Here is a 16,804-nt window from a genome sequence, read left to right as displayed (position 1 = left end):
AACACCAAGTGGAAGGGCATTTTGCGCAAGTTGCGGCACCGGGACTGACAATCGGGCTATTGCATCCCTCGGGTGAACAAGGTATTCAACCCGGAAAATCAGAGAGCATTTCTATTGGATTTGAAGTACAGGAATTAGAGCCGGCGATCGATGTGCTGAAATCTCGCGGCGTTGAATTCCAGCATATTACTGAAAACAATGGAACCCGGCTGGCACACTTCAATGATCCTGATGGAAATCCTCTTTATTTGATTTGCACTCGTTAAGCCGCGCGCATATTATCATGGTAGCAAGCAAACAAAAACCGATTATCCTGCCTCGGAGTAGGAAAGTCGGTTTTTTGCCTTTTGACCAACCTATGGTAACAAATGTGCATTAATAGGTTAGTCAAAGTTTTTTCCAAAAAAACAAGCGAATATACCTTACCCAAACGTCCCTCTGCACATAGCATTATCTATAAGGGAATACGAAGCGTTGCTTTGTGCTCAAGACCGCTTGCTTCCGTTCGGTGCACAGCATACGTGAATTCAGATAAGGAGATGGTCGAAGGTGGCTTTGAAACGAGCGGGGAAATCGAAACCGGAAAAGAAGAAATCCCTCAGGAAAGAGCCCTTAAAAGTTATCATTCAGGGTCCTTTAGTACCGCAGGATAAAAGAAAGCATGAATTTCATTTCAATTGCCCGCTCCATCCCAGAATCGGAAAAACCGCTCACCCTTATAAGCAAAAAGAGACCGCCGACGCCCGAGTTCTGATGGTTCTGGATCAATTTAATATCGGAGGTACGGAAACCCACTGTTTATCGCTCGCGCGAGAGCTGATAAAGAAAGGAATCTATGTTGCGGTTGCCGGCAAAAACGGGCGCATGCTGGAGACGTTTTTAGCGCTGGGCTGTCCGGTGTACGAAATCGATTTCGTAACCGATTCCTACAGATCGAACGAAGAGAACAAGGATGAAATTATCCGACAAGTAAAAAAAATTATACAAAACGAAAATATATCCGTTGTTCACGGTCATCAGGTTCCTTCCGGAAGTTTCGCAGCTAAGGCGGCAAGCCAGGTGAAGGTACCTTTTGTCTATACGGTACACGGTCTTTATTACGGCAACGACTTACTGCCTGTTCTTGATATGGCTTCGGTTGTCATTACCGTTACGCCTCCCGTTCAGCAATTCGTCAAAAATTATTATAACTCCCCGATATTGATTCCGAACGGTATCAATCCCACGGAGTATGCGAACCGCCCATCGCTCAAATCCGACTTTAGAGCCAGATACGGTATACCGGAGGATGCGCCTCTCGTGCTTTACGTAGGACGTTTAACATGGGAAAAGGCGGATATTTGCTTAAATATTGTCGAAGCATGCCAGCAGTTGAGAGAACAAGCGTTTGCTTCTCTGCGCCTTATGATTGTGGGAGCGGGGAGTGAAGCGGGCAAAATCGAAGCGTTGGTCGAACAAACCAACGCCGCGGCAGATGAACCGTTCATTCATTTACTTGGCGATTCATTGAATATGTGCGCTCTTTATTCCAGCAGCGATTGCGTGATCGGCACGGGCCGGGTTGCAGTAGAGGCGTTGGCTTGTAAAACGCCGGTTATCGCAGTAGGCACGCACGGTTATTTCGGCATCGTACAGCCGGAAAATTACGAGTCCGCCTGGCGGCTTTGGTTCGGAGATCACAAATCTAAGCATCCGTTATCGCAATGGATGCTGAAGGAGCATTTAAACGAGGTACTGAATTTGGCTCCCCAAACCAGGGAAGAGTGGGGCTGGGTTGGCCGCAAATATATCGAAAGTTATTATCATATTGAAGCTGCGGCTTCGAGCACATTGAATGTATACGATCAATTGCTTGCTAGCAAATAAAAAAGAGGGCGCCTGTAAGATTTTTTTAAAGGGGCCCTCTTTTCCCGTATTATGGTGTATCTCGTTAAGAGCCTGAATATAAGAATATACGAGTAACTAGCGTCATTCATCCAAGCTATTGCTATAGAGAAAGAATACTATGAAAGTATAATCACGGAACCAGCGTGATAATAAACAAAGGAGTGTGGTATTAGATATGCCGCTATCAAGATTAGCTTCCCTTACCAGCAATTCCGGTACGACCTGGTACTCGACGGCAAGCAGGACAGATGCGATTACTGCAGCCATCACGGGAACTGCAACCGCAACCAGCGGACTGGCTACGAATATCGGTCAAGCCGGCGCATTCTGGCCGAACCTGGAGTATTATGCCGCGGAAGGTTTGGCTAACCCAGAATATGTATGGAACGATGCGTCTCCTGCGGCATCGGAAACCGTCTATTTTGCTCAAGCCTATCAGTACACGGATCTCATCGTCGCCGGTATTACCCGTCTGGCCGTGGCCGATACATTCACGGATAATGCCCATACGCTATTTATTGAAGAATATTTGAACATTCCTCTTGTCGGGATTACGCTTGAAACCTCCGTTACGCCTGCCGGAGGCGCGCCGGACGGCAGCCTGAGCGATGCGGGACAGGCTGACTCTCCGCCGTTCGGATGGCAGAATATATCTAAGTTTTCCGGTATTTACGTCCCGACACTTCCGGTTACTATTCCTGCACTTACCACTTACTTCTTCGTCGTATCTTATGAAGTAGTGAACTACTCGACGAACGGTGACGTAAATCCGGCCGGTCTTCAATTCATCGTCGAGCTCTACAATGATCTGGTCGAAGTCTAATTCTAAAGGTTCAACCCGGTTTCATCTATGATGCCGAAAGGGCCGTTCCTCAGCCATGCTGCATGTGGCTGTTGGAATGGCCCTTATTTTCTTTCTTTTGGCGGCTAAGGATAAAATAGTCTCGAATGCTGCTTGGGATGCAGCCGGTAGAAATATAGCGGTTCCCGCAAATTGTCCATTTGAATTCCGGCAGCTGCGCACTTGGCGAAAAATTCGAAGTCTTCCGCTCCCGGGATTTTGCGAGTATGACCTCCGATCCGGTCAAACGTGCTTCCTCGGAGCATGACCGTCGGATTCGAAATACAATGAAGCCCCTCATCATACCTTTGCGGAATATCGCTTCCGTAAGCCAGCCACTGCGGGATAACGGTTTTATGGTAATTCTGGTCCTCGAAGGCAATGTAATTGGTGCCGACCAATCCGAACTCCGGATGCTCGCTCAGAAATTGCACCTGCTTCTCCAGCCGTTCGGGATGGGAAATATCGTCGCAGTCGTGAATAGCGATAAACTCGCCGCGAGCGAGAAACATGCCGATCGTATAACTGCCGGCTGTTCCAACATTGCTCGGAAGAGGGAGGAAAACGACTCTCGCCAATCGCTCCGTCTCGGAGCGGTAGTCATGAAGCCAGGAGTTTATCGTGTCCACCGTCGAATCGGAAGAAGCGTCATCCACTAAAATCCATTCCATTTGCGTATAGCTCTGCTTAAGTAAGCCGTCCAGGCAGCTCCTTATGAACGCAGATGCGTTATAGCACGGGACCACCACGCTAACCAAGCCGTTTACTCTGTTCAAATGTCATTGTCATCTCCTTTTCCAATGAGAGTTAAACTTGTTCGTTATACTATATGATGCTCGGGAAGGTTCAGTCAGAGGCATCTGGTTATGGCCCGGCAAAAGATAGGGGATTTGTTCCGTATCAATCGTATAGGATTTCTTCCCAAATCAACATATGATGAACTAACACTTGGAAATGAGTAGGAAAGGAAGATGCTCAGATGAAGGCTCCGCTGCACGTTCACTTCATAACCTCCGGCATGGGCTCGCCTTATCCGCCTCTGGAATCGGCGATCATTCATGCGCTGCGGGAGCAAGTACAGCAGGTAACGGTTGCGCATCCCAAAGAGGAATTGCCGGCTGGAAGCGGGAAGCCTGATCTGCTGCTTGTATTTCATGCGTTGTTTATGCCGAAACATCGGCTTTCCCAATTGAAACGAGCGGCTGCCCAAACAGCCGTCTGGTTTACAGACGACCCGTATTACTCCGATTGGTCGAAAGAAATCGCGGTCCATTTCGATTTTGTTTTTACGCAGGATCGCAATTCGGTACAGCGGTATGAGCGGCTTGGGTGCAAGCGCGTGTATCATTTGCCTTTAGCGGCGGACACGAGCGTGTTTCATCCCGTGAAGGTGCCGGATTCCTATGCCTCCGATCTTTGTTTCATCGGCAGCGCCTTTTGGAACCGGGTGCGTTTCTTCGAGCAAATAATAGCCAGGCTTGAGGATAAAAAGGTTACGATTCTGGGGCTTTGGTGGGATCGATTGAAAGCGCCAGAAGGCTCACATGTCATGCTAAGCCGCTCTCACGGGGACGAGGGATGGATATCGTCTGAGGAAGCGGTGCGCTATTACAATGGCGCAAAGATCGTTTTAAATATTCACCGGTCGATCGACGATCCGTTTAATCAGAACAGCTCCGCGCTGGATGCGCATTCCATCAACAATCGGACCTTTGAAATCGCTGCCTGCGGAGCGTTCCAATTGCTCGATATCCGCAAGGATCTTGGGGAGTACTATACTCCGGGGAAGGACATCATTCCGTTCGCCTCTGTGGAGGAGTGTGTCCGGCTGATTAACCTGTATTTGAACAAGGACCGGAAACGCCGGGCTATTGCGGAGCGGGCACGGAGGCGCACCTTGTCCGAACATACGTACGGGAAGCGGGTAGAAGCCTTGTTGAAGGCTATCGGCCTGGCCGCTGGAGAAGGAACGTGACGTGATGATGAGATTGTATAATAAGGGGCAAGCCGCTTAGAACGCGGCTTTTTCTATTGGCATAAAATTTTGTTATAGACAAAGTATCAAAGGCTTTTTGGCAGCTGTTTATGTATGATGATTGTAAATCCAAATTCAGGAAGGAAACAGGCTATTGAAAAAAAATGATGCGCCGCCTATTGATCTGGTCGAACAAATCGCAAGCGAAAGTCTCAATAAGACAGTAAAAACGATAGAACGAGAATTAAGGGGAGTTTCTACCTATGTTTATCGCGTGCAACTCGAAGATCGTACCGTTTATCTCCGAATTCTCCCGGAGGAAGACTGTAGTTTTGCGGTGGAAGTGCAGGTGCATTCTTTACTGAGGGAAAAGGGAGTCCTTGTACCCGAGGTCATCTTCTTCGCTCCCCATCAACATATCTCAGGGATGTCATTCATGATTGTCGGTGAAATCCCCGGAGAAAACGTTATGAATTGCGGCTCGAAAGACATTTATCATGGCATACTCGTTCAGGCGGGAAAACAAATTGCGGTTATCAATCAAGTAAGCGTGGACGGTTTTGGTTTCGTTAAGAGGGGGAGGGAAGAAGATGCGCGGCCCTTGCAGGGGCCAAAGAAATCGATGCATGATTACCTCTATGAAGTTCTTGAGGAAGGGCTCGTATTATTATCGGAGAATGGATTCAGTCGGAGGGATATCTTCCAAATCAGCAGCCTATTCGATGCGGGAGCTGATTTGATGGGAAGGCACGGTTCTTGTTTAGCTCACGGCGATTTTGACGATGATCATATTTTCCATTATAACGGAACATTTACGGGGATTATTGACTTTGGCGAAATCCAGGGAAGCAGTCCGCTGTATGATTTGGGGCATTTCAAATTGCATGATGGACAGTATAATCAGATTACTCAGGGATTCCCTTCCTTGGCAATGGGGTATAACGAAGTGGTAGAGCTTTCGGATGATGACTATACCGAAATTGACCTTTGGGCATTGTGGATCGGCGTCGGAAGGCTAGCGCGGAAATACAAGTACAATCGTCGAAATAGCAAGGGGAATTGGGGCCGTTATCATGACCATCTGTTGAAAACGGTAAAGATTGAAATGGAACTGCTCGCTAACAAAATATAGCAGGTGAATGACGACGATGTGGAGATTCGCTGCGGCCGCGGCGTCTTTGTCAGCAGGAACAATTCCCCTGATGCATACGCTATGATGAACTTTGTAATGGCTTGCGGTAAAAAACCACTTTGAAACTAATGATCACAAACTCAAAAGATTTCCTTAGCGAAATACCGGTTTAATGCAGGGATTCGTTATAAAAAGATAGACGATTAGGGAATAATTCGGTTATCTAATAAACTAAATATTCGCGGCAGTGACGAGGATCACATCTCTATCCGTTACAAAGCTTTATGATTCAATCAACGACATCGGGCTTACGAAAGGATCTATACCTATGATAAACAGAAGCGGCAGGTTTGCCCGAAGGGCGGTCAAGGTGGATCAGGCTCAGCATATGATCATGCAGCATGTACAGAGGCTAGGCAGCGAGTATGTGCCTCTGGAATCATGTCTGCTTCGAAGAACCTCGGAAGCGTTGTATGCGAAGGAATGCATGCCGCATTTTCGCAGATCGGGGCTGGACGGGTATGCGGTTATGAATGCAGACGCTGCAAGCGCAGCTCCGCAGCAGCCCGCGCGGCTGCGGGTAATAGATGAAGTTCCTGCCGGGAGCGTTTCGGATAAGCAGGTCGAATCCGGGACGGCCATTCGCGTAATGACGGGCTCGGCTGTGCCCGAAGGGGCTACTGCTGTGGTGATGTTTGAGCAGACTGAAGAATTTCAAGAGGATGGACAAGTTTTTATCCATATTAAACATAACGTTTCTTTTGGACAAAACATTGCCAACATTGGCGACGAGGTAGCGATCGGCCAACTGCTTATGGGGGCCGGCACCCGCATCGGGCCAGGACAGATTGCGCTGCTTGCTTCGCTGGGCCATGACAAAGTCCCTGTCATACGCCGGCCGCGTGTCGGCGTATTAACGACGGGAAGCGAGCTGAGCGATGTCGGTCAGCCGCTTCTGCCCGGGAAAATCCGCAACAGCAACGCCTATATGCTCGCGGCTCAAATCGGGCAGTACGGCGGACTTGCCGTTCATTATGGAACTGCCCCGGACCGCATCGATCAAGTTGCCCGCATCATTCGGGAGGCTGTACAGGAATGCGACATGCTGCTTGTCAGCGGCGGCGTGTCGGTCGGCGATTATGATGTTATGGCCGAATTTTTTACGGTTGGCAGCGGCAGCGGCGAATTGGAGCTGCTCTTCAATGCGAACTGTCAGATCCGAATCCCCTCAGGCTCCAAGGGAGTAAGCGCCGGCCAACAGGTGGGGGTTATCCCGCTTCCCTATGAAACGACGATATACGGAAAGGGAGGAGCCATCGATGGAACCGCGAGACTACCCGGCTGCACCGGTTGACGCTCTCGGAAGGCCGCTTCGGGACTTGCGCATATCCATAACGGATAGGTGTAATTATCGCTGCCGTTATTGTATGCCGGAAGAGATATTTGGAGCGGACTTTCGCTTTCTGTCTGAGGAGAAGCTGCTCAGCCTGCTGGAATTGGTAAGGCTGACGCAAATATTTGTCTCGCTGGGCGTCGAGAAAATCCGCATTACAGGCGGCGAGCCGCTGTTAAGGAAAAATATCGGCGACATCATCTCCCGAATCCGCAGCATCGAGGGCGTTAAGGACATTGCTGTTACAACTAATGGATCGCTGCTTAAGCAGAAAGCGCAGCAATTAAGGGAAGCGGGACTGGAACGCATCACCGTGAGCCTGGACAGCCTGAACGACGAACGATTCGGCAGGATGAACGGAAGGGGATTCCCGGTCCGGACCGTGCTTGAGGGCATCGATGCCGCGGCTTCAGCCGGGTTATCCGTAAAGATCAATATGGTCGTTCAAAAAGGCGTTAACGATCAAGACATCATTCCTATGGCCCGGTACTTCCGCGAGCGCGGGCACACGCTAAGATTCGTCGAATTTATGGACGTTGGGAACAGCAGCGGCTGGAATCAGCAGCAGGTCGTGCCCAGCAAGCGGATTATCGAAATCATTCATGCCGACATGCCGCTTGAACCGGTGGCGCCGAACTATTATGGCGAGGTCGCGACGCGTTACCGCTACCAAGGAACACATACGGAGATCGGTTTGATTTCTTCGGTAACGCAAGCTTTTTGCGGTAGCTGCACGCGGGCCCGTCTATCTGCGGAGGGGCATTTGTATACGTGCTTGTTTGCTTCGGATAAAACGGATTTGCTGAGTGTAATGCGGGCCGGCGCCAGCGATGATGAAGTAAGGCAGCGGATCGTTCAAGTATGGAGCGAACGTCAGGACCGTTACTCGGAAACGAGACTCGCGCAGACATCTCCTAGGCGCAAGGTAGAGATGTCCCATATTGGCGGATAGAAATAAGGTTTTCAATAGCAATTCCAGCAGAGCCTCTGGCGAGTGGCGAGTGTTGAAGCCGGGGGCTTGTTTTTTTGCTGCCGATTTGTGAAAACAAATGAGATTGATTTTCAAAATGTGAGGGGGATCACAATCCCCTTGGATTCGCTGAGGTATATTGAATAATGACATGGGCCTGATCGCTCGCGTATTCGCCTGGTAGCTGCTTCCAGTGACTTCGGCGAGAGGGCCGGGGCAGCCGGTCATTTGCTGAGTCTTTTCGATATTAAAGGGCTCACAATGACTTTTATCACGGAGGACGGACGGCCGCTCATGGTTTAATACAAACATCAGGTCAATAAGCGAGGGAGCAATGATAACATGGATCGAGCATTCGCATCAAAATTTGCCAAATGTGTGTTCCTCACCGTATGCGGTTTAATTATTCTGATGGGCATTGGATCAAGAATGTTCACACACGTGGATTTGGCTTTGTATGGGTACATGGTAGGTACCGTTGTTTTCGTCGGAGGTTTCTTTTATCGATTTATTGCATGGGGAGAGCGGCCGCCGACCAAAATCATTTTGAAAAAAGGCATCAAGCTGCTGTTCCGCAAAAGCACGCCGCAGACTGCAACGGAGCATCTGATTACTTACCGGTTTATATGGAACCGAGGCTGGTACCGTTGGACGCAGCACGTGCTGCTGGGCTGGGGCTGTATACTGTCCGCCTTCGTAACCTTTCCCCTCGTATTCGGCTGGATGTACTTCACGATGAGCGAGAACGGAACGTACACCGTAGTCGGCTTCGGGATCGACATTATGAAGATTAAAGCGGACGGCATGCTCGGATTTCTGTTCTACAACGCTTTGAACATTACGGCGTTCATGGTCATAGGCGGCGTATGCATGGCTTTGTACCGCAGAATCAAACATATGCAGGCCCGCGCCGAGCAGACCTTGATTTACGATTTTCTACCGCTGTATATGCTGCTTTTTGTAAGTATCACGGGGCTGCTGCTCACATTCTGCAATATTTTCCTACATGGGTACGGACATTCGGTTGTGACGCTGATTCATCAATGGTCCGTAATCGTAACGCTGATCTATATTCCTTTCGGAAAATTGGCGCATATCCCATTCCGTCCGATGAGCGTATTCGCCCGAAACTATCGCGAGCATTACGCCGGGCAGGCGACCAAAAGCTGCAAAGTATGCGGAAACGGCTTCGTATCGGTAGAGCAGTCCGATGATGTTATCGCTGTGCTGAAAGTCAACGAGATTGAATTCAAAACCGAAGAGGGCTATCACTTGGCCGAGCTGTGCCTGCCATGCCGCCGTAAATATAGAATGTCTCGGTTTACCGGAATACCCACGCATCAGATTCACGTGAAGGAGGCCAACCAGAATGCCAAAGGATAAATTTTTTAAAGTCATTGCCAACAAACAGCACCCGAACGAAGAGCTGGTGCCGACCCATTGCTCCTACTGCGGCATGCAGTGCGGCATGAACCTTCGAGTCGATAAATCGACCAACAAGATTATCGGCGTTGAGCCGCGATATGACTGGCCTGTTACGCTCGGGAAGATGTGTCCGAAGGGCGTAACGGCTTACCAGCAGACGAACCATGATGACCGGCTGCTGCGGCCGCTGATCCGCGACGACGCAAGTCTCAAAGGAACGAAGGAAGGCTTTCGCGAAGCCAGCTGGGATGAAGCTTACGCGTTAATCGTGAAAAGATTCCAAGAGCTTCAAGGGAAATACGGCAAAGATTCGCTATCCGTATTCAGCGGCGTCTCGATGACCAATGAAAAATGCTACCTGACAGGGAAGTTCGCCCGGGTTGCTCTGCAAACCCGCTACATCGACTATAACGGCCGGTTCTGTATGTCGAGCGCAGCCGCAGGTTTTCTTCGCAGCTTCGGAGTAGACAGAGGCTCGACGCTTCCTTGGACGGACCTGCACGAAACAGATTGCTTGTTCATCGCCGGAAGCAATACGGCCGAATGCCACCCGACCTCCATGTTCCGGGTATGGGAAGTACAGAACCGCGGCGGCTATCTGATCGTAGCCGATCCCCGCGAGACGCCGATCGCCCGCCGCGCGGACGTTCATCTGGATCTGCGCCCCGGCACCGACTTGGCGCTGGCTAACTGCATGCTCAACCTGCTCATTCAGAACGGTCACGTCGACACTGAATTTGTGCGTAATCACACCAACGGCTTCGAAGAAATGCAAGAGGTCGTGAAAAAATTCACTCCTGCATGTACCAGCGAAATCACGGGAGTCGCGCCTGAGAAGCTCATTCGGGCAGCCGAAATTTACGGCAAAGCGCCGAACGCCGTCGTCATGTTTGCCCGCGGGATTGAGCAGCAGCACAAGGGAGCGGACAACGTTTCGGCCTACACCAATATGTGCCTGGTGACCGGCAAAATCGGCCGTCCGAAATCCGGCGTGGCGACGTTCACCGGGCAAGGAAACGGCCAGGGCGGCCGAGAGCATGGGCAAAAGTCGGACCTTCTGCCCGGTTACCGCAAGCTGACCAACCCGAAGCATGTAGAAGAAGTGTGCAAAGTGTGGGGCATCGCGCCGGAAGAAATGCCTCAGCCCGGCGTATCGGCATACGAGATGTTCGAGCTGATGGAGCAGAAGACGATTCGCGGATTGTATCTGTTATGCTCCAATCCCGCCGTTTCGGCGCCGAACCAGAATTATGTCCGCGCAGCGCTGAAGAGTCTGGATTTTATGGTTTGCGCAGACATCTATCTGTCGGAATCGGCGGAATTTGCAGACGTAGTGCTTCCGTCCGTTACTTGGTCGGAGGATGAAGGCACCGTGACCAATCTGGAAGGGCGCATTATTAAAATCAATAAGGCGCAAGAGCCTCTAGGCGAGTCCAAGCCTGATTGGCTGATCGAGGTAGAATTGGCGGAGCTCCTCGGCAGAGGGCAGTACTTCCGCCATCTCAAGACAGCTAGAGACGTAGCCGACGAATTCCGTCTAGCTTCCAAAGGCGGCTATGCCGACTATTACGGAGCGACTTGGGAGAAGATAGAGAAGCTGGACGGCGTCTTCTGGCCTTGCCGCAGCGAGGAAGATCCGGGTACGCCGCATATGTTCCTGGATCATAAGTTCTACCACCCGGACGGCAAAGCGAAGCTATGCGCGCTTCCTTACAGACCGCCTGCCGAGGAGCCTTGCGATCAGTATCCGCTTCGGCTGACAACGGGCAGGGTTGTTTATCACTACCTGTCGGGGAATCAGACGAGAAGAATTCCATTCCTGCGGGATATGTGCCCCGAGCCGTATGTCGAGGTTCATCCGGAGACGGCAGCCAAATATAACATTCAACACGATGAAGTGGTTCGTTTATATACTCGGCGCGGAGAGGCGTTTTATAAGGTTAAAATTATTGAAGCGATCCGTCAGGATACTGTGTTCGTTCCTTATCACTTCGGACATGAGCAGTCTATTAATCTGCTTACCATTCCGGCGCTGGACCCGATGTCCAGAATGCCGGAATTCAAAGCCTGCGCGGCCCAGATCGAAAAGCAACCAGAGAGGATAAATGTCCGATGAAACAACATTTATATATCGAAATGGACAACTGCATCGGCTGCCGCAGCTGTTTGGCTGCTTGTACCCAATGCGGAGGCCACGATCAAAGGAACCGCAACTACGTATATGACGTGAATCCGCTTGTCACGCGACAGACGATCCCGCTGATGTGCTTGCACTGCGTAAATCCGGCTTGCGCCCGAAGCTGTCCTGCGCAAGCTATCCAGATAACGAAGGAGGGCGCAGTGCTCTCGGCTCTGGTCGAGAAATGCATCGGCTGCCAGAACTGCACCATCGCATGTCCTTACGGCATTCCGAAATTCGATGAAGAGCAAAACTTAATGTATAAATGCGATCTTTGCTATGACCGCACGAAGGAAGGAATCCCGCCGATGTGCGCCTCGGTTTGTCCGACGAACACCTTGCAGTGGCTGACGGAAGAAGAGCTTGCTGCCAAGAAAGAGCAGCATCGGTTAGGGAAATGGACGGCCAGTCATGAGCTGCCCGATCCTCTTGAAGGGGAAACGAATGTGAAGATCAGCCTTCCGGGCATTCTGCAAGGGAAGCAAAAATTGTTCTAATCTATTTTGGTATTGGAGTGAGGCTGTATGGAACAGGACAACAAGCGCGATAATAACCATAGTCCTTTTAATGAGGATAATTATACCCATAATATACGCAAAAACAACGAACGAAAGCTGGATCGCCGCAGCTTTATGAAGACGCTGGTCGGGGCGGCGGGGGTCTTCGCCGTTTCTACTCTTCCATGGGGAGCGCTTGCGGCTAAAGAACTGACCGGCCTCAAGAAGAAACCGTATCAGCCGCTAAAGATTGCCGATATCCGATCGCTCAGAGTGGGGGACGCCGTTGAATTCGCGTACCCTGGCGAACACGACTCCGCGCTGCTGATCCGGCTGGGCGAGAATGAATACAAAGCTTATCAGAATGCATGCACGCATCTGAAATGCCCCGTATTCTGGAGCCAAGAACAAAGCGAAATGGTATGTCCGTGCCATCACGGCATATTCGATGCCAGAACAGGCGCTCCAACCGCCGGACCTCCGAGAAGACCTTTGCCCGAAGTGCTGCTCAAAGAGGATCAAGGCGCGATCTATGCGATAGGAGTGAAGCGCTATGAAGCGTAGCTATGTAGGGGTGCTCCTGCTTTGCGTCGTGTTGTTTCTGAATATTATCTGCACGCAGAAAGCCGTGAATGCGTACTTTTTTGAACAGTATCGTACGGTTATTGTATATGCAATTTGCAATATATTATTATTTCCATTCGCTATTTGGATTTATCGACGGGAGTGTAATTCTCAATGAATACGATGATAAAAAAAATACAATTGCCGCTGCAAACCGTTAACCTGGTGCTTGGCTTCATGGTTTGGGTCATACTCTCATCTTTGATGCCGTTTATTAAAGAATCGATTTCATTGACGCCTTCTCAGCTTACATGGGTAACTGCCATTCCCGTATTATTCGGCTCTGTTATGAGGGTGCCTGTAGGGTACTGGACCAATCGGTACGGAGCACGAAAACTATTTGCCATCAGCTTTATTCTTCTGCTGGCTCCCGTGTACTGGGTCAGTCAGGCCGACTCTTTCACGGACCTGATTATCGGCGGATTCTTCTTGGGGATCGGCGGAGCCGTATTCTCCGTAGGAGTAACTTCTCTGCCTAAATATTATCCGAAAGAAAGACACGGTTTCGTTAACGGGATTTACGGGGCGGGTAATGTGGGTACCGCGTTGTCGACATTCGGCGCGCCGATCGTCGCCGACCATCTGGGATGGTCCAAAACCGTCATGCTATACAGCATCCTGCTTATCATTATGGCGGCTCTCAATTTTTTCGCAGGCGACCGTAAAGAACCGGCCGTAAAAACGTCCCTCGTCGAGCAAATTAAAGGGGTATCGGGCAACTCCAAGCTTTGGTTCTTATGCTTATTTTACTTCCTTACCTTCGGTTCTTTCGTTGCGTTTACCGTTTATTTGCCCAACTTTATGGTCAGCAGCTTTCATTTGACCAAAGTGGATGCGGGCATGCGTACAGCCGGATTTATCGTTCTTGCAACGGCTATGCGGCCTATCGGGGGATATCTGGGAGATAAATTTAACGCTTTCAAAATTCTTATCTTTGTTTTCGCCGGCTTAACCGTTTCCGGAATTCTGCTTTCTTTTGCTCCGTCGATGACCTGGTATACGATAGGATGCCTGACGATTGCGCTTTGCGCAGGCATAGGCAACGGGACTATTTTCAAATTGGTGCCTATGTATTTCTCGAAACAAGCCGGTATTGCCAACGGTATCATATCGGCGATGGGCGGCCTGGGCGGTTTCTTCCCGCCGCTTCTGCTTACGTTCCTGTTTAAACTCACAGGCCACTACGCCATTGGCTTCATGGCTTTATCCCAGGTGGCTATGGCAAGCTTGATTCTTATTGTGTGGATGTTCTATCAAGAAAAGCTGGGTCTGTCGTCCAAAATCATCGAAAATACGGTTGAAGGCATCATGGTTACCGATACTAACGGCAATATCCGCTCGGTGAACGGGGCATTTACGCAGCTTACCGGTTATGAATCCGATGAGGTCATCGGCAAAACGCCAAGCTTGTTGAAGTCAGGCAAACAAGACCGCCATTTTTACAATGCCATGTGGGATAGCATCCGCGCGCTGGGCTTCTGGCAGGGCGAAATTTGGAATCGAAAGAAGAACGGCGACATTTATTTGGAATGGCTCACGATTAGCGCGGTTAAAAATGATGCGGGAGATATCGTGTACTATGCCGGTATGTTCAGCGATATTACCAAGCAGCGGGGGCTCAAGCAGGAAGGAAGATGAGGATGCCTACAGAGTTTGCGTTGGACCTGTGCTTTATCCGGGAGCATGGGCAGCTTCCCTTGCCGACGCTGATCGACCGGGAGCTGCAAAAACTGTTTGCCGGAAGAGGGAGCTGGTATATCGATTTCAAGGTAAAGGAAGGTCTCGATATTGCGGTCGCTGAAGTCAAGGGGCTGGGGACATGGGAAACTGAGGATGAACTCCTTCAGTATATCGAAGAGAGCATGGAGCAGGACTCTGATTCCGCTGAAGACAGCTGGGAATATCTGCAAGGGTATCAAGTGAAAGTATGGCCAAAAATAGATGCAGGCTCCTGCCGCATAAAGACGAGGTGAATGCGAGATGAAATGGGAGGATAAGCTGTCACAATGGATGGGGTCCCAGATCGAGGTGCATATTGAGGATCAAGCAGGTCTTGATCCTGTTGCTCCTCCTAAAAAAATAACGCTGGAGAAAATAAAAATGACCGACAACAATGAATATATGCAAATCTATATGAACGAACATCAATTTCTGGCCATACCTATTCTAGGCGAGGACAGCACGAGCTTGGTCACAACAGACGACGGCGCAGTGCTCTGTTCCTCCGATGCGGCGGCGCAGCTTGTGTACAAGGTTTATTTCGGCGTATAATCTTTATTTTTCCATACCTCCGTCCGGATAACTGCCGTCATTCCGGTGAAAATAGAAAAAAAGGGAGGTAGAGGAAATGGACTGCGATGAAACAGGAGCGAAGTGCGGCATAGATGCTGCTGAACTCAAGAACGAGCTGCAGAGGACTTTGGCCTATGAAACGGAATTGCTTCGCACCTATACGATCATGTCGGAAAGATTGCACAGTCGGGAGCAGCTCAGGGAACGGCTTCAAAATTTTGCGGAAGGAAACGCCAAGCGTTCCCGGCAGTTAATAGATGAAATCGAACAATTAAATTCGTAAATGGTAAGAAGGGACAGTCGCGATATCAGCGGATACTGTCCCTTATGCATGAGCGGATCGTTCAATTGGATGTTCGGCCCTAATGATGCGACAACAGCTTCTTCATCTTTCCTAGCAGCAGTTCAGGGTCCGGATGAATGAAAGGACGGGTCCATTCAGCTACTCTCCTGTGCGATAACAAAAGAGTCAAGATTAGTCCGGTTCCAAGCAGCAGCCACAAGTGTCCGAAATGTGCGGCACCCCGGTATACGCCCGCCGCGGTAAGCAGCTTTAATGCCGCTCCATGCATCAGGAAGACATACACCGTCCGCTCGCCCCATTCCGTCACGATGCTTTTCTTATCCGTCTGCAGCAGCAGGAACGCAAGAGAAACTACGGCAGCGAGTGCATATACGGCGAGTCGGAACAATACCGCGTACCATTCAAGCATATTAAGCTCGGTATAGGTTCGGCTGCCGAGGAGCCAGCCCAGTTGGAGCCGGAAGATGCCATTGTAAAAGAGTGCAAGGAGCAAAGCAAGCACGGCGGCTGCCATAAGCTTTACCAAAACATGACGGGCAGCTTTGCGTAGGCCGGCCCCGTTATAATAATATCCGGCAAGAAAGAACGGAAAAAAAATAAATGTCCTCCCGGCACTCAGCCAAAATCCATCGAAAGGCAAGTAGCCTATAAGCGCCCCTAGCAGAATGGCTGCGACAATCGGGTGCTTCAATTTGACAAAGCCGAGCAGCAGCAATTTCCAGAAAAGATGGCTCAGGAGAAACCAAAGCATCCAATAAGGCGCCCAAAACGAGTAGATGTTGCCTTCCGTATGAAAGCAGAAGAAATCTAGCGTCGAATAGATCGTTTGGAAGACGACATATTGTAAAAAGATTCTCATCAGCACTTGGAGATAATGCGGGTCCTCCGTAAAGCCTTTCGAAAAATATCCGGTCACAAAAACAAACACGGGCATATGGAAAGTAAATATCGTCAACACGACGGCATTTGCCCCGGAATCATGCGGAATGACCGGCATAAGGAGGTTTCCGAGCACGACCGTCACAATGAGGACGAAGCGGGTGTTTAGCATAAAGATATCATTTTTGTTTATTTCCGCTGGTCTGTTCATTTAAATCACGGCTTTCTTAAAGGATTGCAGGCATAAAGCCCGATGTCATATTCATTATACGTTGCACAAGCAGCAAGATATGTGATTGTTTTCACAATCAAGCAAAATTCGGCGGAATGATTTTTATCACACCATCCCGCGACGATCTATCCTATAATCAAGAGCAAGCTAGAGAGAGGTTATACAGGAGGGATT

17 protein-coding genes are annotated in these 16,804 nt (G+C 49.9%); 15 read left to right on the top strand and 2 right to left on the bottom strand.

All coding sequences use genetic code 11. The features are described from left to right. The first annotated feature begins 8 nt into the window (after positions 1-8). The 3 genes from N0M98_RS15305 to N0M98_RS15295 all read left to right on the top strand — a co-directional run bounded on the left by N0M98_RS15305 (position 9) and on the right by N0M98_RS15295 (position 2,710). Positions 9-266: a VOC family protein gene (locus N0M98_RS15305; protein WP_249863242.1), complete on the top strand. Its 258-nt coding sequence runs from the start codon at positions 9-11 to the stop codon at positions 264-266. A gap of 283 nt (positions 267-549) precedes the next feature. After that, complete coding sequence (locus N0M98_RS15300) at positions 550-1,866, top strand: glycosyltransferase (RefSeq protein ID WP_259618445.1); 1,317 nt, start codon at positions 550-552, stop codon at positions 1,864-1,866. Between the two features lie 196 nt (positions 1,867-2,062). Beyond that, positions 2,063-2,710, top strand: a complete 648-nt coding sequence (locus N0M98_RS15295) for a hypothetical protein (RefSeq protein WP_249863245.1) — start codon at positions 2,063-2,065, stop codon at positions 2,708-2,710. A gap of 104 nt (positions 2,711-2,814) precedes the next feature. Here the strand turns inward: N0M98_RS15295 and N0M98_RS15290 are convergent, their stop codons facing one another. Continuing rightward, positions 2,815-3,504, bottom strand: coding sequence for a glycosyltransferase family 2 protein (locus N0M98_RS15290; RefSeq protein WP_259618444.1), 690 nt, complete (start codon positions 3,502-3,504; stop codon positions 2,815-2,817). 203 nt (positions 3,505-3,707) lie between these two features. Between N0M98_RS15290 and N0M98_RS15285 the strand changes: the two genes are divergently transcribed. From N0M98_RS15285 to N0M98_RS15230, 12 genes are all read left to right on the top strand, one after another. Beyond that, positions 3,708-4,703 carry a CgeB family protein gene (locus N0M98_RS15285; protein ID WP_259618443.1) on the top strand — a complete coding sequence of 332 codons (996 nt, stop codon included), beginning with the start codon at positions 3,708-3,710 and terminating at the stop codon, positions 4,701-4,703. Between the two features lie 154 nt (positions 4,704-4,857). Then, positions 4,858-5,835 carry a phosphotransferase family protein gene (locus N0M98_RS15280; protein ID WP_259618442.1) on the top strand — a complete coding sequence of 326 codons (978 nt, stop codon included), beginning with the start codon at positions 4,858-4,860 and terminating at the stop codon, positions 5,833-5,835. Positions 5,836-6,163: 328 nt separating this feature from the next. Further along, the gene (locus tag N0M98_RS15275) at positions 6,164-7,189 is read left to right on the top strand and encodes a molybdopterin-binding protein (protein ID WP_259618441.1); all 1,026 of its coding nucleotides are present in this window, start codon (positions 6,164-6,166) and stop codon (positions 7,187-7,189) included. Then, the gene (gene moaA, locus N0M98_RS15270; RefSeq protein ID WP_259618440.1) at positions 7,155-8,180 is read left to right on the top strand and encodes a GTP 3',8-cyclase MoaA; all 1,026 of its coding nucleotides are present in this window, start codon (positions 7,155-7,157) and stop codon (positions 8,178-8,180) included. Before N0M98_RS15275 ends, moaA begins: the two co-directional genes overlap by 35 nt. Positions 8,181-8,540: 360 nt before the next feature. Continuing rightward, positions 8,541-9,581 carry a hypothetical protein gene (locus tag N0M98_RS15265; protein ID WP_259618439.1) on the top strand — a complete coding sequence of 347 codons (1,041 nt, stop codon included), beginning with the start codon at positions 8,541-8,543 and terminating at the stop codon, positions 9,579-9,581. Continuing rightward, positions 9,568-11,739 (top strand): molybdopterin oxidoreductase family protein, encoded by a 2,172-nt coding sequence (locus N0M98_RS15260; RefSeq protein WP_259618438.1) that lies wholly within the window; start codon positions 9,568-9,570, stop codon positions 11,737-11,739. Before N0M98_RS15265 ends, N0M98_RS15260 begins: the two co-directional genes overlap by 14 nt. After that, positions 11,736-12,299: a 4Fe-4S dicluster domain-containing protein gene (locus N0M98_RS15255; RefSeq protein WP_259618437.1), complete on the top strand. Its 564-nt coding sequence runs from the start codon at positions 11,736-11,738 to the stop codon at positions 12,297-12,299. Before N0M98_RS15260 ends, N0M98_RS15255 begins: the two co-directional genes overlap by 4 nt. A 27-nt stretch (positions 12,300-12,326) precedes the next feature. After that, complete coding sequence (locus tag N0M98_RS15250; protein WP_259618436.1) at positions 12,327-12,863, top strand: Rieske 2Fe-2S domain-containing protein; 537 nt, start codon at positions 12,327-12,329, stop codon at positions 12,861-12,863. Between the two features lie 183 nt (positions 12,864-13,046). Beyond that, a complete protein-coding gene (locus N0M98_RS15245) occupies positions 13,047-14,561 on the top strand; it encodes an MFS transporter (RefSeq protein ID WP_249866135.1) in 1,515 nt (504 codons plus the stop codon). 2 nt (positions 14,562-14,563) lie between these two features. Further along, positions 14,564-14,896: a hypothetical protein gene (locus N0M98_RS15240; RefSeq protein WP_249863255.1), complete on the top strand. Its 333-nt coding sequence runs from the start codon at positions 14,564-14,566 to the stop codon at positions 14,894-14,896. 7 nt (positions 14,897-14,903) lie between these two features. Beyond that, complete coding sequence (locus N0M98_RS15235) at positions 14,904-15,194, top strand: hypothetical protein (protein ID WP_249863256.1); 291 nt, start codon at positions 14,904-14,906, stop codon at positions 15,192-15,194. Positions 15,195-15,270: 76 nt separating this feature from the next. Then, positions 15,271-15,498 carry a hypothetical protein gene (locus N0M98_RS15230; protein WP_249863257.1) on the top strand — a complete coding sequence of 76 codons (228 nt, stop codon included), beginning with the start codon at positions 15,271-15,273 and terminating at the stop codon, positions 15,496-15,498. 79 nt (positions 15,499-15,577) lie between these two features. Here the strand turns inward: N0M98_RS15230 and N0M98_RS15225 are convergent, their stop codons facing one another. Further along, entirely contained in the window at positions 15,578-16,570 is a 993-nt protein-coding gene (locus tag N0M98_RS15225) for an acyltransferase family protein (protein ID WP_259618435.1), read from the bottom strand. Positions 16,571-16,804: the final 234 nt, after the last annotated feature.

It is taken from the genome of Paenibacillus doosanensis (assembly GCF_025060755.1).
Classification (GTDB): Bacteria; Bacillota; Bacilli; order Paenibacillales; family NBRC-103111; genus Paenibacillus_S; species Paenibacillus_S doosanensis.
Note: the sequence above shows the minus strand (reverse complement) of the source record. Positions and strands in the feature narration are given on the sequence as shown.

Coding starts and splice junctions, on each gene's coding strand:
- N0M98_RS15295 (WP_249863245.1), top strand. CDS start 2,063: ATGCCGCTATCAAGATTAGCTTCCCTTACCAGCAATTCCGGTACGACC.
- N0M98_RS15285 (WP_259618443.1), top strand. CDS start 3,708: ATGAAGGCTCCGCTGCACGTTCACTTCATAACCTCCGGCATGGGCTCG.
- N0M98_RS15275 (WP_259618441.1), top strand. CDS start 6,164: ATGATAAACAGAAGCGGCAGGTTTGCCCGAAGGGCGGTCAAGGTGGAT.
- moaA (WP_259618440.1), top strand. CDS start 7,155: ATGGAACCGCGAGACTACCCGGCTGCACCGGTTGACGCTCTCGGAAGG.
- N0M98_RS15265 (WP_259618439.1), top strand. CDS start 8,541: ATGGATCGAGCATTCGCATCAAAATTTGCCAAATGTGTGTTCCTCACC.
- N0M98_RS15260 (WP_259618438.1), top strand. CDS start 9,568: ATGCCAAAGGATAAATTTTTTAAAGTCATTGCCAACAAACAGCACCCG.
- N0M98_RS15255 (WP_259618437.1), top strand. CDS start 11,736: ATGAAACAACATTTATATATCGAAATGGACAACTGCATCGGCTGCCGC.
- N0M98_RS15250 (WP_259618436.1), top strand. CDS start 12,327: ATGGAACAGGACAACAAGCGCGATAATAACCATAGTCCTTTTAATGAG.
- N0M98_RS15245 (WP_249866135.1), top strand. CDS start 13,047: ATGATAAAAAAAATACAATTGCCGCTGCAAACCGTTAACCTGGTGCTT.
- N0M98_RS15240 (WP_249863255.1), top strand. CDS start 14,564: ATGCCTACAGAGTTTGCGTTGGACCTGTGCTTTATCCGGGAGCATGGG.
- N0M98_RS15235 (WP_249863256.1), top strand. CDS start 14,904: ATGAAATGGGAGGATAAGCTGTCACAATGGATGGGGTCCCAGATCGAG.
- N0M98_RS15230 (WP_249863257.1), top strand. CDS start 15,271: ATGGACTGCGATGAAACAGGAGCGAAGTGCGGCATAGATGCTGCTGAA.
- N0M98_RS15225 (WP_259618435.1), bottom strand. CDS start 16,570: ATGCTAAACACCCGCTTCGTCCTCATTGTGACGGTCGTGCTCGGAAAC.